The sequence below is a fragment of the Streptomyces sp. NPDC016677 genome, assembly GCF_055562815.1.
The window spans coordinates 371703-395139 of record NZ_JBVHEO010000002.1 but is presented as its reverse complement, the minus strand read 5'-3'; the positions used below and the strand labels follow the sequence as shown (position 1 = coordinate 395139).

General features: G+C 73.4%; 25 protein-coding genes. 12 read left to right on the top strand and 13 right to left on the bottom strand.

Translation table 11 applies throughout. The annotated features are described in order from the left end of the window. The first annotated feature begins 99 nt into the window (after window positions 1-99). The 4 genes from ACZ3IG_RS07135 to ACZ3IG_RS07120 all read left to right on the top strand — a co-directional run bounded on the left by ACZ3IG_RS07135 (window position 100) and on the right by ACZ3IG_RS07120 (window position 3996). A complete protein-coding gene (locus tag ACZ3IG_RS07135; RefSeq protein ID WP_467429765.1) occupies window positions 100-1401 on the top strand; it encodes an alpha/beta fold hydrolase in 1302 nt (433 codons plus the stop codon). A 92-nt stretch (window positions 1402-1493) separates the two neighbouring features. Next, a complete protein-coding gene (locus ACZ3IG_RS07130; protein WP_467429764.1) occupies window positions 1494-2246 on the top strand; it encodes a PIG-L deacetylase family protein in 753 nt (250 codons plus the stop codon). 5 nt (window positions 2247-2251) lie between these two features. After that, complete coding sequence (locus ACZ3IG_RS07125; protein ID WP_467430537.1) at window positions 2252-3133, top strand: sigma-70 family RNA polymerase sigma factor; 882 nt, start codon at window positions 2252-2254, stop codon at window positions 3131-3133. A gap of 41 nt (window positions 3134-3174) precedes the next feature. Further along, window positions 3175-3996 (top strand): pentapeptide repeat-containing protein, encoded by an 822-nt coding sequence (locus ACZ3IG_RS07120; RefSeq protein WP_467429762.1) that lies wholly within the window; start codon window positions 3175-3177, stop codon window positions 3994-3996. Here the strand turns inward: ACZ3IG_RS07120 and ACZ3IG_RS07115 are convergent. Then, window positions 3958-5526, bottom strand: coding sequence for a cytochrome P450 (locus ACZ3IG_RS07115; RefSeq protein WP_467429760.1), 1569 nt, complete (start codon window positions 5524-5526; stop codon window positions 3958-3960). The genes ACZ3IG_RS07120 and ACZ3IG_RS07115 overlap by 39 nt on opposite strands. Before the next feature lie 143 nt (window positions 5527-5669). On the opposite strand from ACZ3IG_RS07115, the gene ACZ3IG_RS07110 reads away from it, so the two are divergent. Together ACZ3IG_RS07110 and ACZ3IG_RS07105 are read left to right on the top strand one after the other, a co-directional pair. After that, entirely contained in the window at window positions 5670-6278 is a 609-nt protein-coding gene (locus ACZ3IG_RS07110; RefSeq protein ID WP_467429758.1) for a TetR/AcrR family transcriptional regulator, read from the top strand. 105 nt (window positions 6279-6383) lie between these two features. Then, complete coding sequence (locus tag ACZ3IG_RS07105; protein ID WP_467429757.1) at window positions 6384-7109, top strand: DUF2470 domain-containing protein; 726 nt, start codon at window positions 6384-6386, stop codon at window positions 7107-7109. A gap of 284 nt (window positions 7110-7393) precedes the next feature. On the opposite strand, the gene ACZ3IG_RS07100 is transcribed toward ACZ3IG_RS07105, so the two are convergent. Continuing rightward, window positions 7394-8641 (bottom strand): FUSC family protein, encoded by a 1248-nt coding sequence (locus ACZ3IG_RS07100; protein WP_467429755.1) that lies wholly within the window; start codon window positions 8639-8641, stop codon window positions 7394-7396. A 248-nt stretch (window positions 8642-8889) separates the two neighbouring features. On the opposite strand from ACZ3IG_RS07100, the gene ACZ3IG_RS07095 reads away from it, so the two are divergent. Continuing rightward, window positions 8890-10248, top strand: a complete 1359-nt coding sequence (locus tag ACZ3IG_RS07095; protein ID WP_467429752.1) for an erythromycin esterase family protein — start codon at window positions 8890-8892, stop codon at window positions 10246-10248. Here the strand turns inward: ACZ3IG_RS07095 and ACZ3IG_RS07090 are convergent. Further along, window positions 10245-10739: an FBP domain-containing protein gene (locus ACZ3IG_RS07090; RefSeq protein ID WP_467429751.1), complete on the bottom strand. Its 495-nt coding sequence runs from the start codon at window positions 10737-10739 to the stop codon at window positions 10245-10247. The genes ACZ3IG_RS07095 and ACZ3IG_RS07090 overlap by 4 nt on opposite strands. 263 nt (window positions 10740-11002) lie before the next feature. Between ACZ3IG_RS07090 and ACZ3IG_RS07085 the strand changes: the two genes are divergently transcribed. After that, on the top strand, window positions 11003-11305 hold the full coding sequence (locus ACZ3IG_RS07085) for a hypothetical protein (protein ID WP_467429749.1): 303 nt from the start codon (window positions 11003-11005) through the stop codon (window positions 11303-11305). Between the two features lie 75 nt (window positions 11306-11380). Here ACZ3IG_RS07085 and ACZ3IG_RS07080 read toward each other — a convergent pair whose 3' ends face one another. The 5 genes from ACZ3IG_RS07080 to ACZ3IG_RS07060 all read right to left on the bottom strand — a co-directional run bounded on the left by ACZ3IG_RS07080 (window position 11381) and on the right by ACZ3IG_RS07060 (window position 17120). Further along, on the bottom strand, window positions 11381-12415 hold the full coding sequence (locus tag ACZ3IG_RS07080; protein ID WP_467429747.1) for an SDR family oxidoreductase: 1035 nt from the start codon (window positions 12413-12415) through the stop codon (window positions 11381-11383). A 258-nt stretch (window positions 12416-12673) separates the two neighbouring features. Next, window positions 12674-13636, bottom strand: a complete 963-nt coding sequence (locus ACZ3IG_RS07075) for an SDR family NAD(P)-dependent oxidoreductase (RefSeq protein ID WP_467429745.1) — start codon at window positions 13634-13636, stop codon at window positions 12674-12676. 307 nt (window positions 13637-13943) lie between these two features. After that, entirely contained in the window at window positions 13944-15188 is a 1245-nt protein-coding gene (locus tag ACZ3IG_RS07070) for an FUSC family protein (RefSeq protein ID WP_467429743.1), read from the bottom strand. Between the two features lie 31 nt (window positions 15189-15219). Further along, entirely contained in the window at window positions 15220-15876 is a 657-nt protein-coding gene (locus ACZ3IG_RS07065; RefSeq protein ID WP_467429741.1) for an HAD family hydrolase, read from the bottom strand. A 206-nt stretch (window positions 15877-16082) separates the two neighbouring features. Continuing rightward, window positions 16083-17120, bottom strand: coding sequence for a PHP domain-containing protein (locus ACZ3IG_RS07060; RefSeq protein ID WP_467430536.1), 1038 nt, complete (start codon window positions 17118-17120; stop codon window positions 16083-16085). A 159-nt stretch (window positions 17121-17279) separates the two neighbouring features. Here ACZ3IG_RS07060 and ACZ3IG_RS07055 point away from each other — a divergent pair, with 159 nt between their 5' ends. Together ACZ3IG_RS07055 and ACZ3IG_RS07050 are read left to right on the top strand one after the other, a co-directional pair. Then, window positions 17280-18077 carry an SDR family oxidoreductase gene (locus tag ACZ3IG_RS07055; protein ID WP_467429740.1) on the top strand — a complete coding sequence of 266 codons (798 nt, stop codon included), beginning with the start codon at window positions 17280-17282 and terminating at the stop codon, window positions 18075-18077. Between the two features lie 90 nt (window positions 18078-18167). Further along, the gene (locus ACZ3IG_RS07050; RefSeq protein WP_403535085.1) at window positions 18168-18404 is read left to right on the top strand and encodes a hypothetical protein; all 237 of its coding nucleotides are present in this window, start codon (window positions 18168-18170) and stop codon (window positions 18402-18404) included. Between the two features lie 34 nt (window positions 18405-18438). On the opposite strand, the gene ACZ3IG_RS07045 is transcribed toward ACZ3IG_RS07050, so the two are convergent. The 4 genes from ACZ3IG_RS07045 to ACZ3IG_RS07030 all read right to left on the bottom strand — a co-directional run bounded on the left by ACZ3IG_RS07045 (window position 18439) and on the right by ACZ3IG_RS07030 (window position 21495). After that, window positions 18439-18987, bottom strand: coding sequence for a VanZ family protein (locus ACZ3IG_RS07045; RefSeq protein ID WP_467429737.1), 549 nt, complete (start codon window positions 18985-18987; stop codon window positions 18439-18441). 51 nt (window positions 18988-19038) lie between these two features. After that, complete coding sequence (locus ACZ3IG_RS07040) at window positions 19039-19701, bottom strand: DUF4230 domain-containing protein (protein ID WP_467429736.1); 663 nt, start codon at window positions 19699-19701, stop codon at window positions 19039-19041. A 273-nt stretch (window positions 19702-19974) separates the two neighbouring features. Beyond that, a complete protein-coding gene (locus ACZ3IG_RS07035; RefSeq protein ID WP_467429734.1) occupies window positions 19975-20376 on the bottom strand; it encodes an anti-sigma factor antagonist in 402 nt (133 codons plus the stop codon). A gap of 168 nt (window positions 20377-20544) precedes the next feature. Continuing rightward, the gene (locus tag ACZ3IG_RS07030; RefSeq protein ID WP_467429732.1) at window positions 20545-21495 is read right to left on the bottom strand and encodes an NADP-dependent oxidoreductase; all 951 of its coding nucleotides are present in this window, start codon (window positions 21493-21495) and stop codon (window positions 20545-20547) included. A gap of 71 nt (window positions 21496-21566) precedes the next feature. Here ACZ3IG_RS07030 and ACZ3IG_RS07025 point away from each other — a divergent pair, with 71 nt between their 5' ends. Continuing rightward, complete coding sequence (locus ACZ3IG_RS07025) at window positions 21567-22523, top strand: GlxA family transcriptional regulator (RefSeq protein ID WP_467429731.1); 957 nt, start codon at window positions 21567-21569, stop codon at window positions 22521-22523. A 177-nt stretch (window positions 22524-22700) separates the two neighbouring features. Continuing rightward, complete coding sequence (locus tag ACZ3IG_RS07020; protein WP_467429729.1) at window positions 22701-23093, top strand: VOC family protein; 393 nt, start codon at window positions 22701-22703, stop codon at window positions 23091-23093. 54 nt (window positions 23094-23147) lie between these two features. On the opposite strand, the gene ACZ3IG_RS07015 is transcribed toward ACZ3IG_RS07020, so the two are convergent. Then, on the bottom strand, window positions 23148-23420 hold the full coding sequence (locus tag ACZ3IG_RS07015) for a DUF4235 domain-containing protein (protein ID WP_467430535.1): 273 nt from the start codon (window positions 23418-23420) through the stop codon (window positions 23148-23150). Between the last annotated feature and the right edge of the window lie 17 nt (window positions 23421-23437).

Genomic DNA, 23437 nt, shown 5'->3' with positions numbered 1-23437 from the left:
CGCAGGATCTCCCGGTCCCGGGGGCGGCGACCGGACGACCCTGTGCTGAACTGGGGCACGGCCGGAAAACCGTCCGCCCCAGGAGACCGGGAGTCCTCGTTGAGCGTCAGCTACCGCCAGCCCGGCGTCGTCCTCACCGACCGCCGCTTCACCGTCCCGCTCGACCACGCCGACCCCGGCGGGGAGACGATCGAGCTGTACGCCCGCGAGGCCGTCGCCGGCGACAAGGCGGACCGGGACCTGCCGTGGCTGCTCTACCTCCAGGGCGGCCCCGGCTTCGGAGCCAACCGCTTCATCGGCAAGCCGGCCTGGCTGGGCCGCGCCCTCAAGGAGTACCGCGTCCTCCTGCTCGACCAGCGCGGAACCGGCGCCTCCACCCCCGCCAACCGGCAGACCCTCCCGCTGCGCGGCGGCCCCGCCCGGCAGGCCGACCACCTCACCCGCTTCCGCGCCGACTCCATCGTCCTGGACTGCGAGGCGATCCGCCCCCAGGTCACCGGCGGCGCCCCCTGGACCGTACTCGGCCAGAGCTTCGGCGGCTTCTGCACCGTCGCCTACCTCTCCCTGGCCCCCGAGGGCCTCGCCACCGCCCTGATCACCGGCGGCCTGCCCTCCCTCGACGCCCACGCCGACGACGTCTACCGGGCCGCCTACCCGCGGATCGAACGCAAGGTCGCCGCCCACTACGCCCGCTACCCCCAGGACGTCGAACGCGCCCGCCGCATCGCCGACCACCTCCTCACCCACGACGTGGTCCTGCCGAACGGCTACCGGTTCACGGTGGAGGCGTTCCAGTCGCTGGGCATCATGCTCGGCGCCGGCGAGGGCAGCCACCGCCTGCACTTCGTGCTGGAGGACGCCTTCGTCCGCACCCCCGGCGGCCACGAACTGTCCGACGCCTTCCAGGAACAGGTCCAGGGCCTGCTGTCGTTCGCGGCCAACCCGCTGTACGCGGTGATCCACGAGGCGATCTACGCCCAGGACGCCCGCCCGACGAACTGGTCGGCCGAGCGCGTCCGCGCCGAGTTCCCGCGCTTCGACGCCGCCAAGGCCCTCGCGGGCGACGAACCGCTGCTGTTCACCGGCGAGACCATCCACCCCTGGATGTTCGACTGCGACCCGGCCCTGCGCCCGCTGCGCGAGACCGCCGGCCTGCTCGCCGCCCGCACCGACTGGACGCCCCTGTACGACCCGGCCCGCCTCGCGGCCAACGAGGTACCCGTCGCCGCCGCCGTCTACCACGACGACATGTACGTCGACACCGGCCACGCCCTGGCCACCGCCCGCGCCGTCCGTGGCCTGCGCACCTGGGTCACCGACGAGTTCGAGCACGACGGCGTCCGGGCCGGCGGCCCCCGCGTCCTGGACCGGCTCCTCGCCCTCGCCCGCGACGAGGCGTGAAGCGCGGGTGCCGTGATCCGGGGGAGGCGTGCTGGTCCGCCGCGTTGTGATCCCGGGGCGCGCTGTCAGTGGGCCGGGCTAGTCTGCGGAGCATGACCGAGCCGACGACGTCTGCTTCACCCCTGGAGCCCATGCCCGACGACTGGCGGCGCGCCCTCGCCGTCGTGGCCCACCCGGACGACCTGGAGTACGGCTGCTCGGCGGCGATCGCCGTGTGGACCGACGCGGGCCATGAGGTGGCCTACGTCCTCGCCACCCGCGGGGAGGCGGGCATCGACACCCTCCCGCCCGCCGAGTGCGCCCCGCTGCGCGAGCGCGAGCAGCGGGCGAGCGCCGCCGTGGTCGGCGTGACGGAGGTCGAGTTCCTCGACCACCCGGACGGCGTCGTCGAGTACGGCACCGCGCTGCGCCGGGACATCGCCGCCGCGATCCGCCGGCACCGCCCCGAACTCGTCATCACCCTCACCCACCGGGAGGAGGTCTGGGGCGGGACGTACTGGAACACCCCGGACCACGTGGCCGTCGGCCGGGCCGCGCTGGACGCGGTGGCGGACGCCGGCAACCGCTGGATCTTCCCCGAGCTGACCGACCAGGGCCTCCAGCCGTGGGACGGCGTCCGCTGGGTCGCCGTCGCCGGTTCCGACACACCCACCCACGCCGTGGACGCCACGGACGGCCTGGAGCGCGCGGTCCGCTCCCTGCTCGAACACCGCACCTACATCGAGGCGCTGACCGACCAGGACCCGGAAGCGTACGTCCGCGACATCGTCCTGCCGTACGCGCGGACCACCGGTGAGCGGTTCGGCGGCCGGCCGGCGGTCGCCTTCCAGGTGTTCGGCCGGTGACCGGCGTGGACGCCGCGGAGCGGCTGGCCGACCGGTTCGAGGAGCACCGCGGCCGCCTCGGCGCGGTGGCCTACCGCATGCTCGGCTCCCTGACCGAGGCGGAGGACGCCGTACAGGAGGCATGGATACGGCTGGCCCGCACGGGCGCCGACGGCATCGACAACCTCGGCGGCTGGCTGACCACCGTCACCGGCCGGATCTGCCTCGACATGCTGCGCTCCCGCGCCACCCGCCGCGAGGAGCCGATGGCCGAGGACGCCGGTACGTTCGTCCCGGACCCGCTGCTCACGCCGTTGCCGTCCGGCGACCCGGAGCAGGAGGCGCTGCACGCCGACTCGGTGGGCACGGCCCTGCTGGTGGTGCTGGAGACCCTGGAGCCCGCCGAGCGGCTGGCGTTCGTCCTGCACGACATGTTCGCCGTGCCGTTCGACGACATCGCCCCGGTCGTGGAACGCTCCCCGGCCGCCACCCGGCAGCTCGCCAGCCGTGCCCGGCGCCGGGCACGGGACGCGGCCCCGGGCGCCGACCCCGACCTGGGCCGGCAGCGCAAGGCACTGGAGGCGTTCCTGGCCGCCAGCCGCGCCGGCGACCTCGCAGCGCTGGTCGCCGTCCTCCATCCGGACGTGGTGCTGCGGGCGGACGCCGGCAGTGCCCTGTCCCGGCTGGTGCGCGGCGCCCGCACGGTGGCCGAACAGGCCAGGCTCTTCCGTCAGGACGCCGTCCAGACACGGTTCGTACTGGTCAACGGCGCGGTCGGAGTGGTGGCCCGGCGCGCCGGGCAGCCCCTGTCCGTGCTGACCGTCACCGTCGTCGACGGCCGGATCACCGAGCTGTACATCCTGGCCGACACCGACCGCCTCGACCGCCTGGAGCTGCCCGACGCATAAATCCGACAAGCGTCGAACGGACGTTCCGTATGCTGGTTGCCATGCGGAACGACACGGCCGAGCGGCCGTCCCTCGGGGACCTGCGAGGCGACTGCGCCCGGTGCTTCGGCCTGTGCTGCGTCGCCCTGCCGTTCGCCGCCTCGGCGGACTTCGCCATCGACAAGGAGGCCGGCCGGCCCTGCCCGAACCTCGGCGAGGACCACCGCTGCGGCATCCACGACCGGCTGCGGCAGCGCGGCTTCACCGGCTGCACGGTCTACGACTGCTTCGGCGCGGGGCAGCGGGTCTCGCGGGTCACCTTCGGCGGGGCGGGCCGGCGCACCGGCGCCATGAACGAGGTGTTCCCGCTGGTGCGGCAGTTGCACGAACTGCTCTGGTACCTCACCGAGGCGCTGACCCTGCCGGCCGCCCGTCCCGTCCACGGCGACCTGCGCCGGATGCGGGAGCGGACCGAGCGGCTGGCGGGCGGCACCCCGGAGGAACTGGCCGCGCTCGACGTGGCGGCGCACCGCCGGCAGGTCGACGTACTCCTGCTGCGCGTCAGCGAGCTGGCGCGGGCCCGGTCCGGCGGCCGCGGGAAGAGCCGCCGGCGTGCCGACCTGCTGGGCGCCCGGCTGCGCGGGGCCGATCTGCGGGGCGCCGACCTGCGCGGGGCCTGTCTCATCGCGGCCGACCTGACCGGCGCCGACCTGCGCGGCGCGGACCTCATCGGAGCGGATCTCAGGGACACCGACCTGACGGACGCGGACCTGACGGGGGCGTTCTTCCTGACCCAGCCCCAGGTGAACGCGGCCCGGGGGAGTTCCGGCACCCGGCTGCCGGGGTCAGTCACCCGCCCGGTGCACTGGACAGCGGGACTCTGACGGCTCCGGCTCCGGCTCCGGCTCCGGCTCCCGGCCCGGTGCGGGCACCCTCGGCGCCTCGGCCGCGAGGGATGCGACGGGCGCGCCGGACGCGCCGGTCCGCCGCCGCTCGGGGCGCAGCCGCAGTCCCTCCGGCATCAGCGTCAGCCGCTCGGTCACCCGCAGCCGGTACCGCGGGTCCGGACGCAGATCGTAGCGGCGCAGCAGCAGTCCGAGGACCAGCGTGGCCTCGTGCAGCGCGAACTGCCGCCCGATGCAGGCCCGCGCGCCCGTGCCGAACGGCTTGTAGGTGTGCGGGGCGCGGGCCCGTACGGCCGCCGCCTCGAACCGGTCCGGGTCGAACCGCTCGGCGTCCGGCCCCCACACCTCGGGGTCGCGGTGCAGCATCGGCGTGAGCACCAGGGCCCACGCGCCGCGCCGCATCGGATGGACGCCGCCGAGCACCGTGTCCGCGTGGGCCTCCCGGGCGAAGGCGGGCGCGGTCGGCCACAGCCGCAGCGACTCGTCCAGGACCCGGCGGACGTACCGCAGCTTGGCCACCTGTTCGTAGGCCGGGGCCGCCGTGCCGCCCCACACCCGGTCCACCTCGGCGCGGGCCCGGTCGGCCACTTCTGGATGGCGGGAGAGGTAGTGCAGGGCGAAGGAGAGCGCGCCCGAGGTCGTCTCGTGCCCGGCCACCAGGAAGGTGATGACCTGGTGGCGCACGTTCCGAGCGGACAGCCGCTCCCCGGTGCCGGGATGGGCGGTCTCCAGCATCCGGTCGAGCAGATCCCCGTTGCCCTGTCCGGTGCGGCGGGCGCGGACCAGGTCGTCGACGGCGCGGTTCAGGAAGGCGATGTCGGCCGCGTTGCGGCGGCTCGCGCGGCGCAGCAGCAACGGGGCGAGCGGACCGGGCACGGTGTTGCGGCGCTGCGCGAAGGTGAGCGCGCCGACCATCGCGGTCACGAAGGGATGCGGCCGGGACCGTTCGAACGACCCGAAGTCGTGCCCGAACCCGGTGCGCGCGATCGTCTCCAGCGTCAGCTTGGTCATGTCCCCGGGCACGTCGACCGCCCGGCCCGCCGCCCCCGCGCGGTCCCAGTGGGCGAGGAGCCGGTCCGCCACGTCCAGCATCATCGGGTGGTAGCCCGCCATCGCCTCACGGCTGAACCCCGGGGCGAGGACGTCGTGCGCGAGCTGCCAGTTGGGCTCTTGGTTGTACGCCGTGAACAGCCCGTCCCCGGCGACCGGACGCAGATTGGCCACGCCCAGGCCGACGTGCTTGGCGAACCGCGCCTCGTCCGCCAGCTCGGCCGCGAGGGCCGCGCCCCACACGAACACGAACTCCTTGCCGAAGGCCCGCCGCCGGAAGATCGGCCCCAGCCGCTCCGCCTGGCGCATCGTGCCCTGGAGGGGAGTGCGCCGGCTCGCGCCGAGCACGTCCCCGAGCAGCGGGAGCCGGTGCGGCGGACGGGGTATTCGCCCCAGCTCGGGCCAGCCCAGCTCGGCACTGCGGAACCCTTTGGGCAGTCCGTCCCTCGTCTCCGCCATGACGCTGTCTCCGTCTGTAGGTGGGGGTTGGGTGGGGGTGTGGTGCACGGGAAAGTGGCACGCGGAAATGTTGTACGTGGGTTCAATAGCGCGCCGCCTCAGTCTCGGTCCATTGTTGAATTCACGTCAAGTAAGGTGCGGGCATGGCCGCCAACCAGGGTGCGCGCGTCCGCCGCCGGCTCAGCACCGGGGAACGCAGGGAGCAACTGCTGTCGGTGGGGGCGCGGCTGTTCTCGGAGAGCCCCTACGACGAGGTGTGGATCGAGCGGGTCGCCGAGATCGCGGGCGTCTCCCGGGGGCTGCTCTACCACTACTTCCCGACCAAACGGGACTTCTTCGCGGCGGTCGTCGAGCGCGAGAGCGAGCGGATGCTGCGGATGACGGCGGCCGTGCCCGGCGTCCCGGTGCGCGAACAGCTCGCCGCCGGCCTGGACGCGTATCTGCGGTACGTCGAGGCGCACGCGCACGGCTACCGGGCTTTTCACCGCGCCGACACCGCGGGGGATCCGGCCGTGCGCCGTGTCTACGGGCAGGCACTGGCCGCCCAGCAGCGGCAGATCCTGGCCGCGCTGGCCGCCGACCCCGGCTTCGGCGCGGAGTTCGCGGGGCGGGCCGATGTCCGGCTGGCGGTACGGGGCTGGCTGGCCTTCGCCACCGCCATCTGTCTGGAGTGGCTGCGCGAGGGGGAGCCGGCCCGGGAAGAGGTGCGCGACCTGTGCGCCCGCGCGCTGTTCGGCGCGCTCGCGCCCTGACGCGGCGCGTCTCGCACCCTGAAGGTCTCGTAAAGATCACGCGTCCTGGTTGGCGCACACTCCGATCTTCGGTAGCTTAGGCAAGGCTTACCTAAGGAGGTTGGGATGGCAGACAGCCAGACCTGGACTGCCGCGCCCGCGGCGGCGGAGCGTGCCCGGTCCGTGCTCGCCGCCGCGTGGTCCTGCGCGGTGACCGCGGAGGGCGGGCGCGAGGAGTTCGTCGGCGCGCACTCCGTGGCGGACGACGGCCGGGTGCTGCTGCACGTACCCGAGGACAGTGCCCTGCTCGGGGCGGCGATCTGCGCGCCCAGAGGGGAGCCTTCCGCCGTCCTGGAGTTCGCCGACGTCGCGCCCGTCCCGGTGCGCGGCAGGATCCGGGCCCGGCTCTGGATGGCGGGCTGGATGGCCGTCGAGGAGGGGCACCTGGCCTTCCATCCCACCCGCGTGGTGCTGCGTCGCCAGTCCGGTTCCGTGGTGGTCGACCGGGACGAGTTCAGCGCCGCGAAACCCGACCCGCTGGCCACGGCCGAGGCCCGGCTGCTGACCCACCTCGCCGACTGCCACAGTGACGCGGTGGAGCGGCTCACCCGGCTCGTCGACCCCGACAGCGTGCACGGCGTCGTCCGGGTCCGGCCGCTCGCCGTCGACCGGCACGGACTGACGCTGCGCATCGAACGCGCCGGTGCCCACGGTGACGTACGCCTGCCGTTCCACCGGCCCGCCGACGACCTCGCCCAGCTCACCGAGCGCATGCACGTACTGCTCACCCAGGCGAGCGGCGCGTCCTGCCCACGCGCGCTGCAACGGCAGCGCACGGAGAGCGATGGGTGAGACGGCCGGTTCGCCGACGGTGGTCGATGGATGAGACGGGCGGTTTACCGGCGGTGGGCGACAGGGGAGGTGGGCGGTTCACCGGCGGTGGTCGACGGGTGAGGCGGTCGGTTCACAGTGGTGGTCGACGGGGGGCGGGCCGGGGACGGTGGCGGGTGGGACCGACGGCCGTGCGAGGCCGGTGGTCGTACGGGTTGACGGCCGTGGTCCGTGACCGAGTCGCCAGGCGTGACAGCGGGGCCGTACTCCCTCGCGTCGCCCTGCACCTCGCCCCCTCAGGCCGATCATCCGCCGGAGGCCCCCCGCTTACGCCGCAGCGGGCGCAGGCCGCGCAACCAGTCCCGCAGCCGGGCCAGCCGGGGCCGGCGTTCGCGCTGCTCCCGGGTGTGGCGGTCCAGTTCCTCCAGCAGCCGGCGCGAACGGTGCTCGGTGTCCATCTCGTCGATGATGCGGTTGACCTCGGTCAGCACCGCGCCCTGGAGCTGCCACAGCCGGGCGTCGCGCTGCACCTCCTCCAGGAGCAGTTGGGCGAGCTTGTCCCGGGTCACCGCGGCCTGCCGCAGTTCGGCGGTCAGCCGCTCCTCCGCGGACTCGGCGTTCTCGCTGGCGCTGGTGGTGACCAGTACCGCGAAACTGACCACCGCGTCCCCGATCTCGGACAGCAGCTGTTCCACGGTGGCGCCCGTCTCCGCCGGGAACAGCGGCTCGGGCTCGCGCTCCTTGGCCAGGTCGGTCAGCGTGCGCGCCAGCACCCGCAGGACGACCGTGCAGATCTCCAGCGTGTCCAGGCCCGTGCGCAGTACCACCCGGTGCAGCAGCCCCTCGCGCACTCGCGGGTTGAACCGCAGGCTGTCCTCCGCCTGCCGCAGGTCCTCGTCCACCTCGGCGATGTCGTGGTCCAGCGCGCGGGCCTCGTGCAGCCGCGCCGCCGCCTGCAGGAACGGGGTGTTGTCGGCGGCCTCCTCACCCACCCGCAGCATCAGCTGCCTCAGCCGCCGCGCCAGGTTCTCGATCGACGCGCCGGCCTGTTCCACCCACACCGGGGGAGCGAGGACCAGGTTGAACGCCAGTCCGACGATCGCCCCGATCAGTGTCTCCACCACCCGGGCCCACGCCAGCGCCCCGTGCGCGGTCACACCGAGCACCAGCATGGCGCTGATCGCCACCTCGGCCGTGAACTCGTGCGCCCGCACCAGATGTCCGACACCCAGGGCGGCCACGATGATCAGGGCCAGACTCCACCAGCTCAGTCCCACCACCGAGCTGAAGACGATGGCCACCAGGACGCCCGCCACCACGGCGTTCACACGGCGGATGCTCATCTTCAGCGTCGCGTACAGGGTGACCTGCACGACCAGCAGCGCGGTGAGCGGAGCGGTGAGCGGCGCGGGTTCGGGACTCAGCCGCACCGCGATCACGTAGGCGATCGACGCCGCGGCGGCCGAGCGGAACGCCTGCACCACCACGGGATCACGGTGCGCCGTCTTCAACGACCGTGCCAGGGACACTGACCTCTCACGTACATCCAGCATCCTCGGGTCTGTTCCCCTTCCCCAGGTGCAACGAACGTCTATGGACAGAACGGACCGTAACCGGAGGCGGAGGACTCACCCCGCTCCCACGCGCCACGCGGGGCCGGACGTGTGGCGCGGATCCAGGTGCCGGAACCTGTGGAAAACCTCAGTGCCCGCCCGTGGTTCTCCGCAGTCGAAGACGGGGGCCGACCTCATGGCGCCGCCCGTCCGCTGCGCGGCAGCCTTGGATCATGAAGAAGCAAGGCATGACGCGACACCTGGCAAGGGCCCTGACGCTGCCCATCGTCCTCGGCACGTTCACCCTCGGCACCCCGGCCGTGGCAGCGGTCCCACCGTCCCTCTCCCGGCCGGCGACACAGCCGGGACCGGCGGTCGTGACGGCACTCGAGCGGGCCGCCCACCCATTACGCACCGTGGAACCAGGCGGTGACACACGTGACCTGCGCCCACTGAGCGAGATGACCGGTGACGCCCGGGTGGTCGGACTGGGCGAGGCCACGCACAGCTCCCACGACTTCTTCGCCCTCAAGGACCGCGTCTTCCGCCACCTGGTGACGGAGCGGGGCTTCCGCACCTTCGCCCTGGAGGCGAGCTGGAGCACCGGCCTGCGGCTCGACGACTACGTGGTGCACGGCAGGGGCGACCCCCGGCGCATCATGCGGGACGAGTTCCAGCGCGACTACCTGTGGTGGAACAACACCGACTACCTGAGACTCGTGGAGTGGATGCGGGCGTACAACGAGCGGCATCCCGACGACCCCGTGCGCTTCCTGGGCGACGACATCGCCTGGACCGGCCCGGAGGTCTACGACGAGGTCATGGAGTACGTCGCCGGACATCATCCCGAGCTGAGCGCGCGTGTCACCGAGCTGTACCGAGGGCTGCGGCCCGCCGTGCCGACGGGGACCTACATCGAGGAGTACCTCGGCAAGCCGTACGCCGAGCGCCGCGAGCGCGCCGACCGCACCGGTGAGGCCCTGCGGCTGCTGGAGCGGCAGGGCCCCGACGGCGACCGCGCGGGGTACGACCGGGCCGTCCAGCAGGCCACCGCCGTCGACCGGACCGCCCGGCAGTACGCCTTCGACTTCGACGACCCGGCGCAGACCGCCGCGGCGATGCGCTACCGGGACGAGGCGATGGCCGACAACGTCCTGTGGTGGCAGCGCCGCACCGGCACCAAGGTGCTGCTGTCCGCGCACAACGCCCACGTCTCCTACGAGACCATGGACCCGGAGCACTACCCGAGGATGCAGGGCGCCTTCCTGCGCGACCGTCTCGGCGACGACTACGTCAGCGTCGGCCTCACCTTCGACCGGGGCTCGTTCAACGCCACCGGACAAGACGGTGCCATTCACCGCTGGACGCTCGGACCGGCGAACCCCGGCAGCAACGAGCACACCCTGGACCGGGTCCGCCACCGCGACTTCCTCGTCGACCTGCGGACTCTCGGCCCCCCGGCGGCGGCCTGGCTCCGCGAGGCCCGGCCGACCCGCAGCATAGGCACCGACTACCCGGACGGCCCCTACGACGTCGCGCTCGCCCGTGCTCACGACGTGCTGATCCACCTCCACGACGTCGAGGCGGCCCGGCTGCGCGACCGCTAGACCGTCAGTTTGCCGAGGAACGCGTCCAGGTTGCCCAGCGTCCGGGCGACCTGCTCCTCCAGGCTGAGGCTCTCCTCGAACCGGGTCCCGCTCTCCGGGACCTTCTTGCCCCGCAGGTACAGGGAACAGGCGAGGTCGGCGCACATGTACAGCCCGACCGAGTTCCCCTCGCGCCCGGCCGGCCCCGCCTTGCGGGCGGTCATCAGCGAGACCCCGCCGCGCGGATGGGTCGTCAGGCACAGCGAGCACAGGCTGCGCTGCAGGACGCCGCGCCGGCCCTGCTGGAAGCGCAGCGCCACGCCGACGGGGCGGTCCTCGCGCTCGGCGACCAGATAACTTCGGTCGGGCGCGCCCGGGTCCCGCCACCCCAGGAAGTCCAGGTCGTCCCAGGGGCGGTCGCCCAGATCGCGGGGCAGGGGCAGCCGCTTGGCCTCGCCCTTCGAGCAGTTGACGAAGGACGAGCGGATGTCCCGTTCGTCGAGTGGTCTCATGGAGGTCTCCGGAAAACCTGGGGTCTGCGCCCAGGGGTCTCAAACCTAGGAGGTCTAGGAACCGGCCCACCGTAGGCAGCCCTGCCTGGGCGAGGCCACCGAATATTCCGGAGCGGACTGGATTCGGAGCCGAGGACGCCGCGTCGAGGTTTCGCCGGGCGGCGCGGAGGTACCCCGGCATCGCTCGTACGAGCGCGAGTGACCACGAGTACCAGCACGACATGGGGCGTCCGGGAGCACGGACGGCCCGGAGGGAGAGCGCCGTGACCGACCACCGTGCCGAAGGCCCCGGGGAGAACGGCGCTCCGGTGCCTCGTGACATGCCGGACCAGCAGGCCGACGCGGGGGAGGACCCCTGGGACGTCGCCCCCGGTCTCGCGGCGCGCGAGACCGGCACCGACGCGGACGACACCGAGAACGGCGACGACGCCGAGGACGGGGCCACCGGGCCGGCCGCGGTCACCGACGTACCGGACACCGACGAGGCGGGGACGGGGCGGCAGGGAGCGCCGCACTCGGGAGCGGTCCACCCCGAGCACCCCGTACCGGACGAGTCGTCCGGCTGAGGCGGGGCGCGGCGAAGGCGCGCGGCCGGCCGGTCCGTCCGTCGACCCGTCCGTCGGTCCGGCCGTCGGGCGAGGTCAGCCGGCCTTGCGTCCCCGCAGCGGTTCCGTCGGACCGCCGGCGCCCTCCCGGAACCCCTGGAGGAACTCCGCCAGCACCTCGGTGGCCGTGTGCTCCGGGCGCCAGCCCAGCTCCGTATGGGCCCGGCCGCAGTCCAGCAGCGGCAGCCGCAGTACCGCGTCGAACAGGTGCGGCGAGGCCGGCAGCAGACGCAGCCCCCAGGCGGCGGCGATCGCCGAGCGTGCGGCGGACCGGGGCAGCCGGACCCGCCGCGGCGTGCCGACCAGCTCGCCGAGCAGTTCCGCGTCGACCGGCGGGTCGGCCGCGAGGTTGAACGGGCCCCGGGCGTCGGCGGAGCGCACCGCGAGCCGGTAGGCGTCGGCGGCGTCATCGGTGTGCAGCGCCTGCATCCGCAGCCCCGGGATGTCCGGCAGGAAGGGCAGCAGATCCGGGCGGGCCAGCGGACCGGGCAGGTACTTGCCGCCGAAGATCCGGCGCTGCTCGCTCGCCGACTGCCGTTTGAACAGAAAGGCGGGACGCATCCGGACGACCCGGATTCCGGGGTGGTCGCGTTCGAAGACGTCCAGGGTGCGCTCCAGGTAGGCCTTCTCCCGGCAGTACGCCGCGTCGGGCCAGCCGTGCGTGGGCCAGGACTCGTCCACCGCCCGGTCCTTCGGGCCCGGCGAGTACGCCCCGACCGACGAGGCGTGCACCAGGGCCGGCACCCCGGCCGCGGCCACCGCCTCGAACACCCGGATGGAGCCGAGTACGTTCGTGCGCCAAGTCGTGGCCGGGTCGTGCGTCGGCTGGAACGCCCAGGCCAGATGGACCACCGCGTCCGCTCCCGCGAACAAGCCGGTCAGGTCGGCCCGCTCGGCGGCGAGGTCGACCGCGGCCCACTCGGTCTTCGCCGGTGACCAGTCGGGGATCCGCCGGGCCAGGCCCAGCACCGAACCGGTCTGCGGATCCTCCGAGAGGAGCCGCACCACACTCGTGCCCACGTTGCCGGTGGCCCCGGTGACCACGATCCTGCTGCCCGTTGCGCCGCTCACTTCGCGCTCCTCTCGGCCGCATGTCCGGACGGAGGCGACCGGGTACCCGTACACGGGGGATGCACGCGATACCGACCCCGGAGCGATATCGGACCCGGACCGTCCCCGGCCCCGGACCCGGACCGGCCCCGGCCCCGGACCCGGACCGGCCCCGGGCCGGACTCGAAGAGGACGGGTCCCGGACCCGGACCGGACCCGGACAGGACCCGGACAGGACCCGGGGCCGGGCCCGCCCTGGGGCCGGGCCCCGCTGCCGGTTCAGGCGGCGAACGCGTCGACGCCGGTCAGTTCCGCCGAGAGCCGCCACAGCCGGGCGGCCTGGTCCGGGTCCACGGCCCAGTCCTTGACGCCGGAACCCGACCCGTCGGCCGGGGCGGGTTCGGCGATGTCGCAGTCCTCCAGGTAGACGCCGCCGATCCCGTCCAGCAGCGGTGACGTCGCGGCCCACACCTGGGTCGCCGCGCCCTGCTGCGGTGTCTTGAAGGCGTCCGGATCGAGGAGACGGCCGCTCTCGTCGATCCAGCCGCGGTCCACCATCTCCGCCGTGGAGAGATGACGCTGGAGCGGGGTGAGGATGCCGCCGGGGTGCAGCGCGAAGGCGCGTACCCCGCGGTCCCGGGCGAGCCGGTCGAGGTGCACGGCGAACAGGACGTTGGCGGTCTTCGCCTGCCCGTAGGCCTGCCACTTGTCGTAGCCGGTGCGCCAGTGCACGTCGTCCCAGCGGATCCCCGAGGCGTGGTGGCCCCGGGAGGAGACCGAGACGACGCGGGCGCCGCCCGGTTCGAGGGCCGGCCACAGACGGTTGACCAGCGCGAAATGCCCGAGATGGTTGGTGGCGAACTGCGCCTCCCAGCCCGGCCCGACCCGGGTCTCGGGGCACGCCATGATCCCGGCGCTGTCGATGACCATGTCGACCGTCCGCCCGGAGTCGAGGAACCGCTCGGCGAACGCGCGCACGCTGTCCAGGTCCCCCAGGTCCATCTCGTCCACCTCCGCCCCGGCCAGTCCGCCCAGCGACTCCCGGGCGGCGGCGGGGCGGCGGGCGGGAACCACGACCCGCGCCCCGGCCCCGGCGAGAGCGCGCGTCGTCTCCAGACCGATGCCCGAGTAGCCGCCGGTGACGACCGCGAGCCGTCCGGTCAGGTCGAGGCCGGCGAGAACGTCGTCGGCGGTGCTGCGGCGCCCGAAGCCCGAGCCGATCTTGTGCTGTGCAGTGCTCATGCCCGGAACGGTACGAATTGGAGCGCTCTCGAAGTCAAGCCGCGCCGATCGGCGCGGCCGGTCGTGACCGGCGCCGGGCAGAAGAAGGCCCCGACCGGACGGGGGGATCACGGTCGGGGCGGCTCAGGTGTGGGCACGGATGGCGGTCGCCTCTCGGCGAGGGGCTCCACAGGGCTTCAGCCGAACGATCTTCCCTGTGGGCGATAGGTGAGGCCCGGGGACACTGTCCCATCCGTACCCACGTCTTCTCCAACGGTGCGGGCCCCTCGGGTGTTCCGCGTTCTGCGCCGCTTTGGGGTGATGTGCGTCACTGCCGTTCGCCGTCCGTGATCGCCCCGGCGCCCTGCGCCGTCTCACCGTCCGGTGCCGTCCCGGCCTCCCGGGCCGGTTCACCGTCCGGCAGTGTCCCGGCCCAGAGGTTCTCGGCCTGGAGCAGCAGGGTGCCCAGGACCGCCGCCGTCTCCGACCCCCGCTGGGCGTGCTCCCGCAGCCCTTCCTGGAGCCGTCGGTGCAGGTCCTCCATCGCCTCCCGGGTCGGAAGTTCCGGGCCGCCGCTCCCGTCGCCGCCCCGCAGCCGCTCGGCCTCCACCCGGCAGGCGTCGCCGATCAGCTCCAGCAGACGGGCGTACAGCCGCAGTACCGGCCCCTCGGGCGGAGTGGGGGTCCGGTGCTCGTCGGCCGTCACCGCCAGCGTCCGGGTCAGCGCCGTGACGTTGTCGGCGATGTGGCCCCACCGCCGGTCCTCCTCCTCGGACGGCACGGTCGACGCCGGCGGCACCCGGTGCAGGGCCCGCAGCGGCCCGTAGGTCAGGCGCAGGCTCTCCCGGCTCCACGCGCGGGCGGAGCGCAGAGCCTCGACGCGGTACCGCAGCCGCGCCGCCTCGCTCGACCAGTCGGCGGCGCTCTGCTCGTCCCAGTCCTCCCGCAGACCCTCCGCGACGGTGCGCAGGACGTCGCCCGTCTCCCGGGCGAGCAGTGAGAGGTTCTCCCGGACGTCCCGCAGATGAACCGGGGGCAGCACCAGCGCGTTGACGGCGACGCCGATGACCGCGCCGAGCGCCGCCTGCCCCAGCCGGTGGGCGACGGCGTACTCCGAGACGGTCCCGGAGGCCAGGATGAACACGGCCGTCGTGGCGGTGTAGATGCCCTGCGCCCCGAAGCGCGGCCAGTTGGCGAGCAGCATCAGCAGCGGCAGGGACACCGCCAGCGCGACGGTGGTGTTGTCGGTGAGTTCCTGGGCCCCGGAGGCCAGCAGCGTGCCGATGCAGATGGCCGCGAACTGCTGCGCGGCCTGCCGTACCGAGCTGTAGACGGTGGCCTGCACCAGCACCACGGCCACCCAGGGCGCCATCAGCGCCATCGGGTCGTCCATCCACACGCCCGCCACGAGCCAGGCGAGCAGTCCCGCCCCGGCCGCCTTCAGCGACTGTTTGACCAGGTCACGCTCACGTCCCGGTCCGCGCACCACGGCCACGATCGCCCGGCCCGCGGTGGACACCTCCCGCCGTACCGTGTCCGCGAGCCGTACGGCCCCCTCGCTCAGCCCCATCATGATCCGTCGAGTATCCGCGTGATCGGCACGCTCACCTCAGGGGGCTGTCGGCCAGCTCGGCCAGCAGGTCGGCGGGGTCGTCATAGACCGCGTCCGCGCCGGCCTCCACCAGGTCGGCGCGCGGGATGCCGCCGCTGAGCACACCGACGCAGCGGACCCCGGCCCTGCGGCCCGCGGCCATGTCCCAGACGGTGTCGCCGACGAAGACGGCCCGCTCGGCGGGCACACCGGCCAGTTCCAGGGCGTGCCGCACGGGTTCGGGCGCGGGCTTGCCCGCGTCGACGTCGTCGGAACTCGCGGTGGCGGTGATCGCCTCGTCGGCGTCGATCGCCCGGCGCAGCGCGCTCAGTTCCGCGCCGCCCGCCGAGGTGGCCAGCACCACCTGCCAGCCGTCCCCGGCCAGCCGCCGCAGCAGTTCCCCCGCGCCCGGCAGCGCGGGCAGCCGGTCGAAGTACTGCCCGTACAGCGCCTTGTGCGCGGCGCTCAGCTCGGCGTCCTGGTCGGTGTCCCGGTCCTCGCCCAGCAGGTGGGCGATCAGGTCGGTGGAGGGCAGGCCCACGGCGCGGTGGACGGCGTGCATGGGAACCCGGTGGCCCGCCTGCCGGAACGCCTCCCACCAGGTCACGACATGCAGGTGATTGGTGTCGGCGAGGGTGCCGTCCACGTCGAACACGGCCGCGCGCTCCATGCACCGGTCCCTTCCTCGTGTCTCGATGTGTCTCGATCGGTATGTCTCGATCGGTGTGTCCCGATAGGTCTGTCTTGATCGGGGTGTCTTGATCCATGTACTCGATCCGGGTGCTCGATCGGTGTCTTGATCGAGGTGTCTTGGTTGGGGTGTCTTGGTTGGGGTGTCTGGGTCGGGGTGTCTGGGTCGGGCGGGCGGGTACCACGTCAGCCGCTCGTCACGCCGGACGGTGTGCGGCCCTCGCGGGTCCAGGCGAGCAGGTCGTCCAGGGACCAGGTGGTCACCACGCGCTCCGGCGGCACACCGCACTCCTCGGCCCGCGCGCACCCGTGGATCTGCCAGTCCAGCTGACCGGGGGCATGGGCGTCGGTGTCGACGGAGAACAGCACCCCGGCCGCCACCGCCCGGCGCAGCAGTCGCTTGGGCGGGTCGAGCCGCTCGGGCCGGCTGTTGATCTCCACCGCGGTGCCGCTCTCGGCGCAGGCCGCGAACACCGCGTCCGCGTCGAACCGCGACTCAGGCCGTCCCCGCCCGCTCAGCAGCCGTCCGGTGCAGTGGCCCAGGATGTCGGCGTGCGGATCGCGTACGGCGGTGATCATGCGGCGGGTCATCGACCGGGCGTCCATCCGCAGCTTGGAGTGGACGGAGACGACCACCACGTCGAGCCGCTCCAGCAGTTCCGGCTCCTGGTCGAGCGAGCCGTCGTCCAGGATGTCGCACTCGATGCCGGTCAGCAGCCGGAACGGCGCCCAGGTCTCGTTGAGCCGAGCCACCACGTCCAGCTGTTCGCGCAGCCGGTCCGCGGACAGGCCGCGCGCCACCGTCAGCCGGGGGGAATGGTCGGTGAGCGCCGCCCACTCGTGCCCCAGGGCCGCCGCGGTCCGGCCCATTTCCTCGATCGGGCTGCCGCCGTCCGACCAGTCGGAGTGCAGATGACAGTCGCCGCGCAGCCGCGCCCGCAGCCGTTCACCGCCCCCGGCGAGCGGGGCGTCCGCCTCGCCGGACAGTTTCTCCAGGTAACCGGGGACCTGACCGGCCAGCGCCTCCCGCACCACCTGTGCCGTCTTCGGGCCGACGCCCTTGAGCGACTCCAGCGAACCGGCGTCCGCCCGCTGCCGCACCTCGTCCGCGGGCAGGGCGGACAGCACCTGGGCCGCCGTGCGGAAGGCGCGGACACGGTAGGTAGGTGCCTGGGACCGCTCCAGCAGGAAAGCGATCCGCTCCAGCGCCCCTACGGGGTCCACGGGGTCCACGGGGTCCACGGGGTCCATCGGACCATCCACCTCCTCGCCCCACCAGGGTTCCCCAGCGACGGGCGGTCCGCACGACGGCGCCGACGGTTTGTCCCCCCTGCGCCCGGGTACTGCGTCGGCCCGTCACACGCTGCCACCGAGGAGGCCGCCATGTCCCCCACCGCCCGCGTCGCCGTGATCACCGGCTCCGACTCCGGCATCGGCCGGGCCACCGCCGTACGTCTGGCCGAGACCGGACTGGACATCGGCATCACCTGGCACACCGACGAGCGGGGCGCCGAGCGCACCGCCGAGGAGGTACGGGCACGGGGGCGGCGGGCCGAGACCGCCCGGGTCGACCTCACCCGGCTGCCGGAGGCCGCGGACACCGTCGACGGGCTGTGCGAACGCCTCGGCCGGGTGGACGTCCTGGTCAACAACGCGGGCACGGGAACGGCCACGCCCTTCCTCGACCTGGGCCTGGACGACCTGCGGCACGTCCTGGACGTCGATCTCGCCGGGCCGTTCCTGTGCGGGCAGCGGGCGGCCCGGCGCATGATCCGGCAGGGCGACGGCGGCCGGATCGTCAACGTGACGTCCGTGCACGAACACCAGCCGCGGGTGGGTGCCGCGCCGTACTGCGCGGCCAAGGGCGGCCTCGGTCTGCTCACCCAGGTGATGGCCCTGGAACTCGCCGAGCACGGCATCACCGTCAACGCCGTCGCCCCCGGCGAGATCGCCACGCCGATGACCGGCCAGGAGGACACCGACCCGCACACCGAGCGCCGCCCCGGCGTACCCCTGGGACGTCCCGGCGACGCCCGTGAGGCCGCCGCCGTGATCGCCTTCCTCGCCGGGCCCGACGCCTCGTACGTCACCGGCGCCTCCTGGAGCGTGGACGGCGGCATGCTCCGGATGGGCCCGATGGCCGGATCGCACCTGCGGAACGACGACTGGCGGCGGCCCTGACCAGGAACGAACCGGGAACGGCGGCTGAGGTGACGGCGGGGGAGAGGTCTGGAGACGGCCCCGGCCGCCCGTTCGTTCTAGGCTCGATACATGACCGAAATCGTGAGCCCGCACATCGCCCGGCCGCGCATCCTGGTCCTGGGAGTCCAGCCGGCCGTTCCCCCGTTCCGGATCGTGGAGATCGACGGCCAGGTCGTCGGTGAGGCGAGGACCGTCATCGACGTCCTGGAGGCCGCCGCCGCGTACGGCATCACGGTCCACGACCTGGACGACCCGGAGGTGGTCCGCTGGGTCGGCGGGGACAAGTTCACCTGGACGACCCGCTGACGTCGGCGGAGCACCTCCTCGCCTCACGCTCGCCTCACGCCTGTGAGCGGCGGGCGTGCACCGCGCGGCTCATCCGCCGCCCCAGCAACAGGTAACCCAGCAGCGCGCCGCCGGTGTTGAGAATGACGTCGTCGATGTCGAAGGCCCGGCCGGTCACCATCGAGCCCTGCGCCAACTCCACCAGCAGCATGACGACGGCGGTCAGCAGCAGCACCCGCAGGAGCCCGCGGGTGCGCGGCGCGACGACCGGCACCAGCATCCCGAACGGCACACCGAGCAGAATGTTGCCGCCGACCTGCTTGACCGCGTCGCGCAGCGCGGGCTGGCCGAGATACTCGCGCAGGGAGCGGCCGGGATGCAGGTTGGTGTGGGTCAGCGCCTCCGAGGCGGGCGAGGGATGCAGGGTGAGCCGGGCCAGTACGACGGCGAACGCCACCATGAAGACGAAGGCGCACGCCGTGGCCAGCAGGCGCAACGGCCAGGGGACCACGTGCCGTTCGCGCGGAGCGGGTTCCGGTTCCTCGCTCCGAGCGGCTCGGGAGCGGAGCAGGGAACGCGGCCGTGAGGTGGCGGCGCGGGACATGGGGGATCCTCCAGTTTCTCAGCGGGGCCGGGGACGGGGACGTGCGGCCGTTCAGTCGGGGTAGGTGACCCGGACCTCCTTGAAGCCGAGCGAGCGCAGCAGGTTCTGAAGCATCTGCGTGGTGTTGGTCTCGGCGCGCGAGGTCAGACCGCTCTCCTTCGCGGCGTCACCGATGTGCCGCACCGCGAGCTTCTGGACGGCCTGCTCGCTGTTGGGGTTGTCCGAGAACAGGTCGCCGAGGCGGTCGAGCAGGCCGCGCTGCTTGGACACGGCGTAGGAGCGCTCGGGGTCGAGGGCCGGCTTGCCGAGGGCGGCGTGCGGCAGCCGGAGGGTGGCCGAGGTGCGGTCCTTGTCGACCGTGACATCGTCGCGGCCGACCTTGCCGAGGTCGACGTAGGCGTCCACCGAGCCCGCGCCGACGTACAGGGTGCGGGAGCCGCGGACCGCGTCCGGCAGGAACTTGGTGTCCTTCTCCAGATCGACGACGACCTGGAAGTTCCCGGAGGCGGCCTCGTACCGGCTGATGTCCTGGATGGACTCCAGCAGCGCGGGGCCCGAGCGGTCGCGGGTCTCCGTGCCGAACAGGTCCTTCAGGCCCGGGATCACGCTCAGCCGGAGCCCGGCGAACAGCACGACGAGCACCATCGCGACGGCACCGACCGCCTTGGCCCAGCCGGGTACGCGTCCGGGGCGGCGCCTGTGGGGAGTCGTCATGGCTGCGGCCCTCCTTCCTACTCACCGCATGCCCCCCAGTTCCCGTGCCAGACGGGCGAGTTGAGGGACAGGGGGGAAGCAGCGGGGGCATGGGCGGCGCGCGCCGGACGCCGACCTGGCCGACCTGCCGATCGGCGTCCGGGGAAGCCCGGAGGATCGGGGGAAGCCCGGAGGATCAGGGGAAGTGGGGAGGGCCAGGGGAAGTCGGGAGAAGTCCGGAGGACGGGGAGGAGTCCGGAGCAGTCGGGAGGAGTGGGGGTGGGGGAGGAGGAGCTACCGCGGCGGCGGGGCAAGGCTCGACGGGGGGTCGGAAGACCGGCCCACCACCTCGTCCACCGTCCGCCGCGGCGGCAGCAGCCGGGCCAGACCGGTGACCCGCAGGACGCGCAGCGTCAGGGCGTGGGTGCACACCAGGTGCAGTTCGCCGCCGCGGTCGAGCACCCGCTGCCTGGCCCGGACCAGCAGCCGCAGCCCCGAGCAGTCGAAGAACTCGACCCCGCTGAGGTCGAGCACGACCCGGGGGCCCGGGGTGCCGGTGGCCCGGTCCAGGAGCGGGGTGATCTCTTCGGCCACGGCGAGGTCGATCTCGCCGCGGAACGCCAGCACCGTGTGTCCCCGGTCGTCGTGGACACGCAGATGCCGGCTGAGCGGTGCGGGGTTCTGCCGCACGGCCACATCACCTCCCGCCTGCCCTCCATAGTTTCCCCCGCCGGAGGAACTTGAGCATGTTCGATCGACATATGTCATCGGTTTCTCATGCTCATCGCCCGTCGGGCGTGGAGGCGCGGTGGGGCGGGAGGCGCGATGGGGCGTCAGGGGGGGTGGGGGTGTGACGGACGCCGCTCAGTCCACGACCAGGACCAGCTTGCCCGTGGTGCGGCCGGTCTCGCCGAGCGCGTGCGCCTCGGCCGCGTCGGCCAGCGGGAAGCTCCGCTCCACGGCGGCCCGCAGCCTGCCCGACTCGGCCAGCGCGGCGATCTCCCGCATTCCGCCCCGGTCGGCGTCGACGAGCATCTGCGCCGCCCGCACCCCGAGCCGCTCCGCCTCCCGGTGCAGCTCGTCCGACCCGGTCGGCAGGATCGAGACCACGATCCCGCCCGGCCGCAGCACGCGCAGCGAACGGGTCAGCGTGTCCCCGCCGATCGTGTCCAGGACGACATCCACGTCCTTCACCGCCTCGGCGAAGTCGGTCTCCCGGTAGTCCAGCGGCTCGTCCACGCCGATCGACCGCAGGAAACCGTGCTTGGCGGCGCTGGCCGTACCGATCACACGGGCGCCCCGGGCCTTGGCGATCTGCACCGCCACGTGCCCCACGCCGCCGGCCGCCGCGTGCACCAGCACCCGCTGCCCCGGCTGGACGTCGGCCCGCTCCACCAGAGCCTGCCACGCGGTCAGCGACACCAGGGGCAGCGCTCCGGCCTGTACATGGTCGATCCCGGCCGGCTTGTGCCAGAAGCCGCGCGCCGGAGCGGCGACGTACTCGGCGTGGGAGCCGTGGCCGTAGGGGTACGACAGCATGCCGAAGACCTCGTCACCCGGCCGGAACTCGGCGACGCCGATGCCCACCGCCTCGACCGTGCCGGAGACGTCCCAGCCCAGGACGAACGGCGGCTCGCCGAGGAAGCCGCCGTTCGCGCGGTGCTTCCAGTCGGTGGGATTGACGCCGGCGGCGCGTACCCGCACCAGCACCTCGTTGGGGCGGGGCGCCGGGCGCTCCAGCCGTACTTCCTTCAGAACCTCGGGTCCGCCCAGGGTGTCCTGGCGGATCGCTCGCATGGTGTTCACATCACTCATGGTCACCCAGCCTGCCGCTCCCCGCTCGTCCGGGAAATGGCATGATGGTCATGACCCGATAAGATCGTGCCATGTCGCACACGGAACGCCCGGAACGGGTCGTGGTCCTCGCCCTCGACGGCGTCTACCCCTTCGAGCTCGGCATCCCCAGCCGTGTCCTCGGCGCGGCCGACGGCCGGTACGAGGTGCTGACCTGCACCGTCGACGGACGTCCGGTGCGCACCGAGGCGGACTTCACCGTCACCGCCGAGCACGGACCCGAGGCACTGGCCACGGCCGACACGGTGGTGGTCGCCGCCGTGACGCCGTCCCGGATCACCGAGAGCCTCACCGGTGAGGCCACCGCCGCCCTCAGGCGTGTCCCGCCGGGCGCCCGCCTGCTGTCCATCTGCACCGGTGCCTTCGTGCTGGCCGCGGCCGGACTCCTTGACGGCCGCCGGGCGACCACCCACTGGCAGCTCACTGACGTCTTCCGCCGGATGTTCCCGCGCGTCACCCTCGACCCGGACGTGCTCTTCGTCCACGACGGCCGCTTCCTGACCTCGGCCGGGGCCGCCTCCGGTGTCGACGTCTGCCTGCATCTGATCCGTGAGGACCACGGCAGCGCACTGGCCAACGCCGTCGCCCGGCGCTGCGTCGTCCCGCCGTTCCGGGACGGCGGCCAGGCGCAGTACATCGAGCAGCCGGTTCCGCGGGCGGGAGCGGCGAGCACCGCCGCCACCCGGGTCTGGGCGCTGGAACGGCTCGACGAGTCGTTGACCCTCGCGGACCTCGCGGCGCACGCCGGGATGAGCCTGCGCACCTTCGCCCGCCGCTTCGACGACGAGGTGGGCCTCAGCCCAGGCCGCTGGCTGATCCAGCAGCGCGTCGCCCGGGCCCGGCACCTGCTGGAGTCCAGCGACCTGTCGGTCGATCAGATCGCCGGCCGGGTCGGCTTCGCCACGGGCGCCTCACTGCGCCAGCACCTGCACGCGGCGATCGGCGTCTCCCCCCAGGCCTACCGCCGCACGTTCCGCGCGCCCCGCTGACCGGCCGCGCGCCCCGCCGACGCCGCGCACACCGCCGCCCGCCTCCGCCCGCCCCGACGCGAACCGACGAACCCGGCGTCGCCGCGCCACCCGACTGATTCCGCCGGGCGCGGATATCAGCTAGGTACAGGGCACGGGGCAGGCCGCCCCGCGCCCCGGACCTTCGGAGGAGAAGAGATGGCACTGGTGAATGCGGGCGTCGTGGTGCTCGACTGTGCCGAGCCCGAGATGCTCGCGGAGTTCTACAAGGAACTGCTCGGCGCGCGGGAGACCGACGTGGCCGCCAACCGGATCGAGATCAGGGGAGCCGACGGCTTCCGCATGGCGTTCCGCCGGGACGTCAACGCCACCCCGCCGAGCTGGCCCCGCCCCGAGAACTCCCTCCAGGTCCATCTGGACTTCGTGGTGGACGACCTCGACGAGGCCGAGCGCGGCATCGTGGGGCTCGGTGGGCGCCCGGTGGAGGCGAAGGACACGCCCGGCCCCTACGAGGAGCGCGGCTTCTCCGACCCGGCCGGCCACTCCTTCACCCTGCGCCGCAATCCCTCGACCGCGCCCAAACAGGGCTGAGCCCCGCGGCGGACGGTCCGCTCGCGGGGCGTCGGCGGCGTGCCGGGGCGGTGGTCAGTCCCGGCCGCCCGAACCCGCGGCCGGCCACACCCCGGTGGAACGCTCGATGACCTTGGCGCCCGAGCGGTCCACGGCACTGCGCACCACGGCGAAGATGGCACCCTGGATCGCGGCGGCCAGCAGGATCTCGCCCCAGCCGCGGTCCGGGTCCAGGGCGTCGGGCGCGTCGTCCTCGTGGCGGATCAGCTTCCACGTCTTCTGGAACGCCATTCCGGCCAGCGCGCCGCCCGCCCAGCCCATCACGAAACCGACCGGCTTGTAGGCCATCGGAAGCTTCTGCTTCT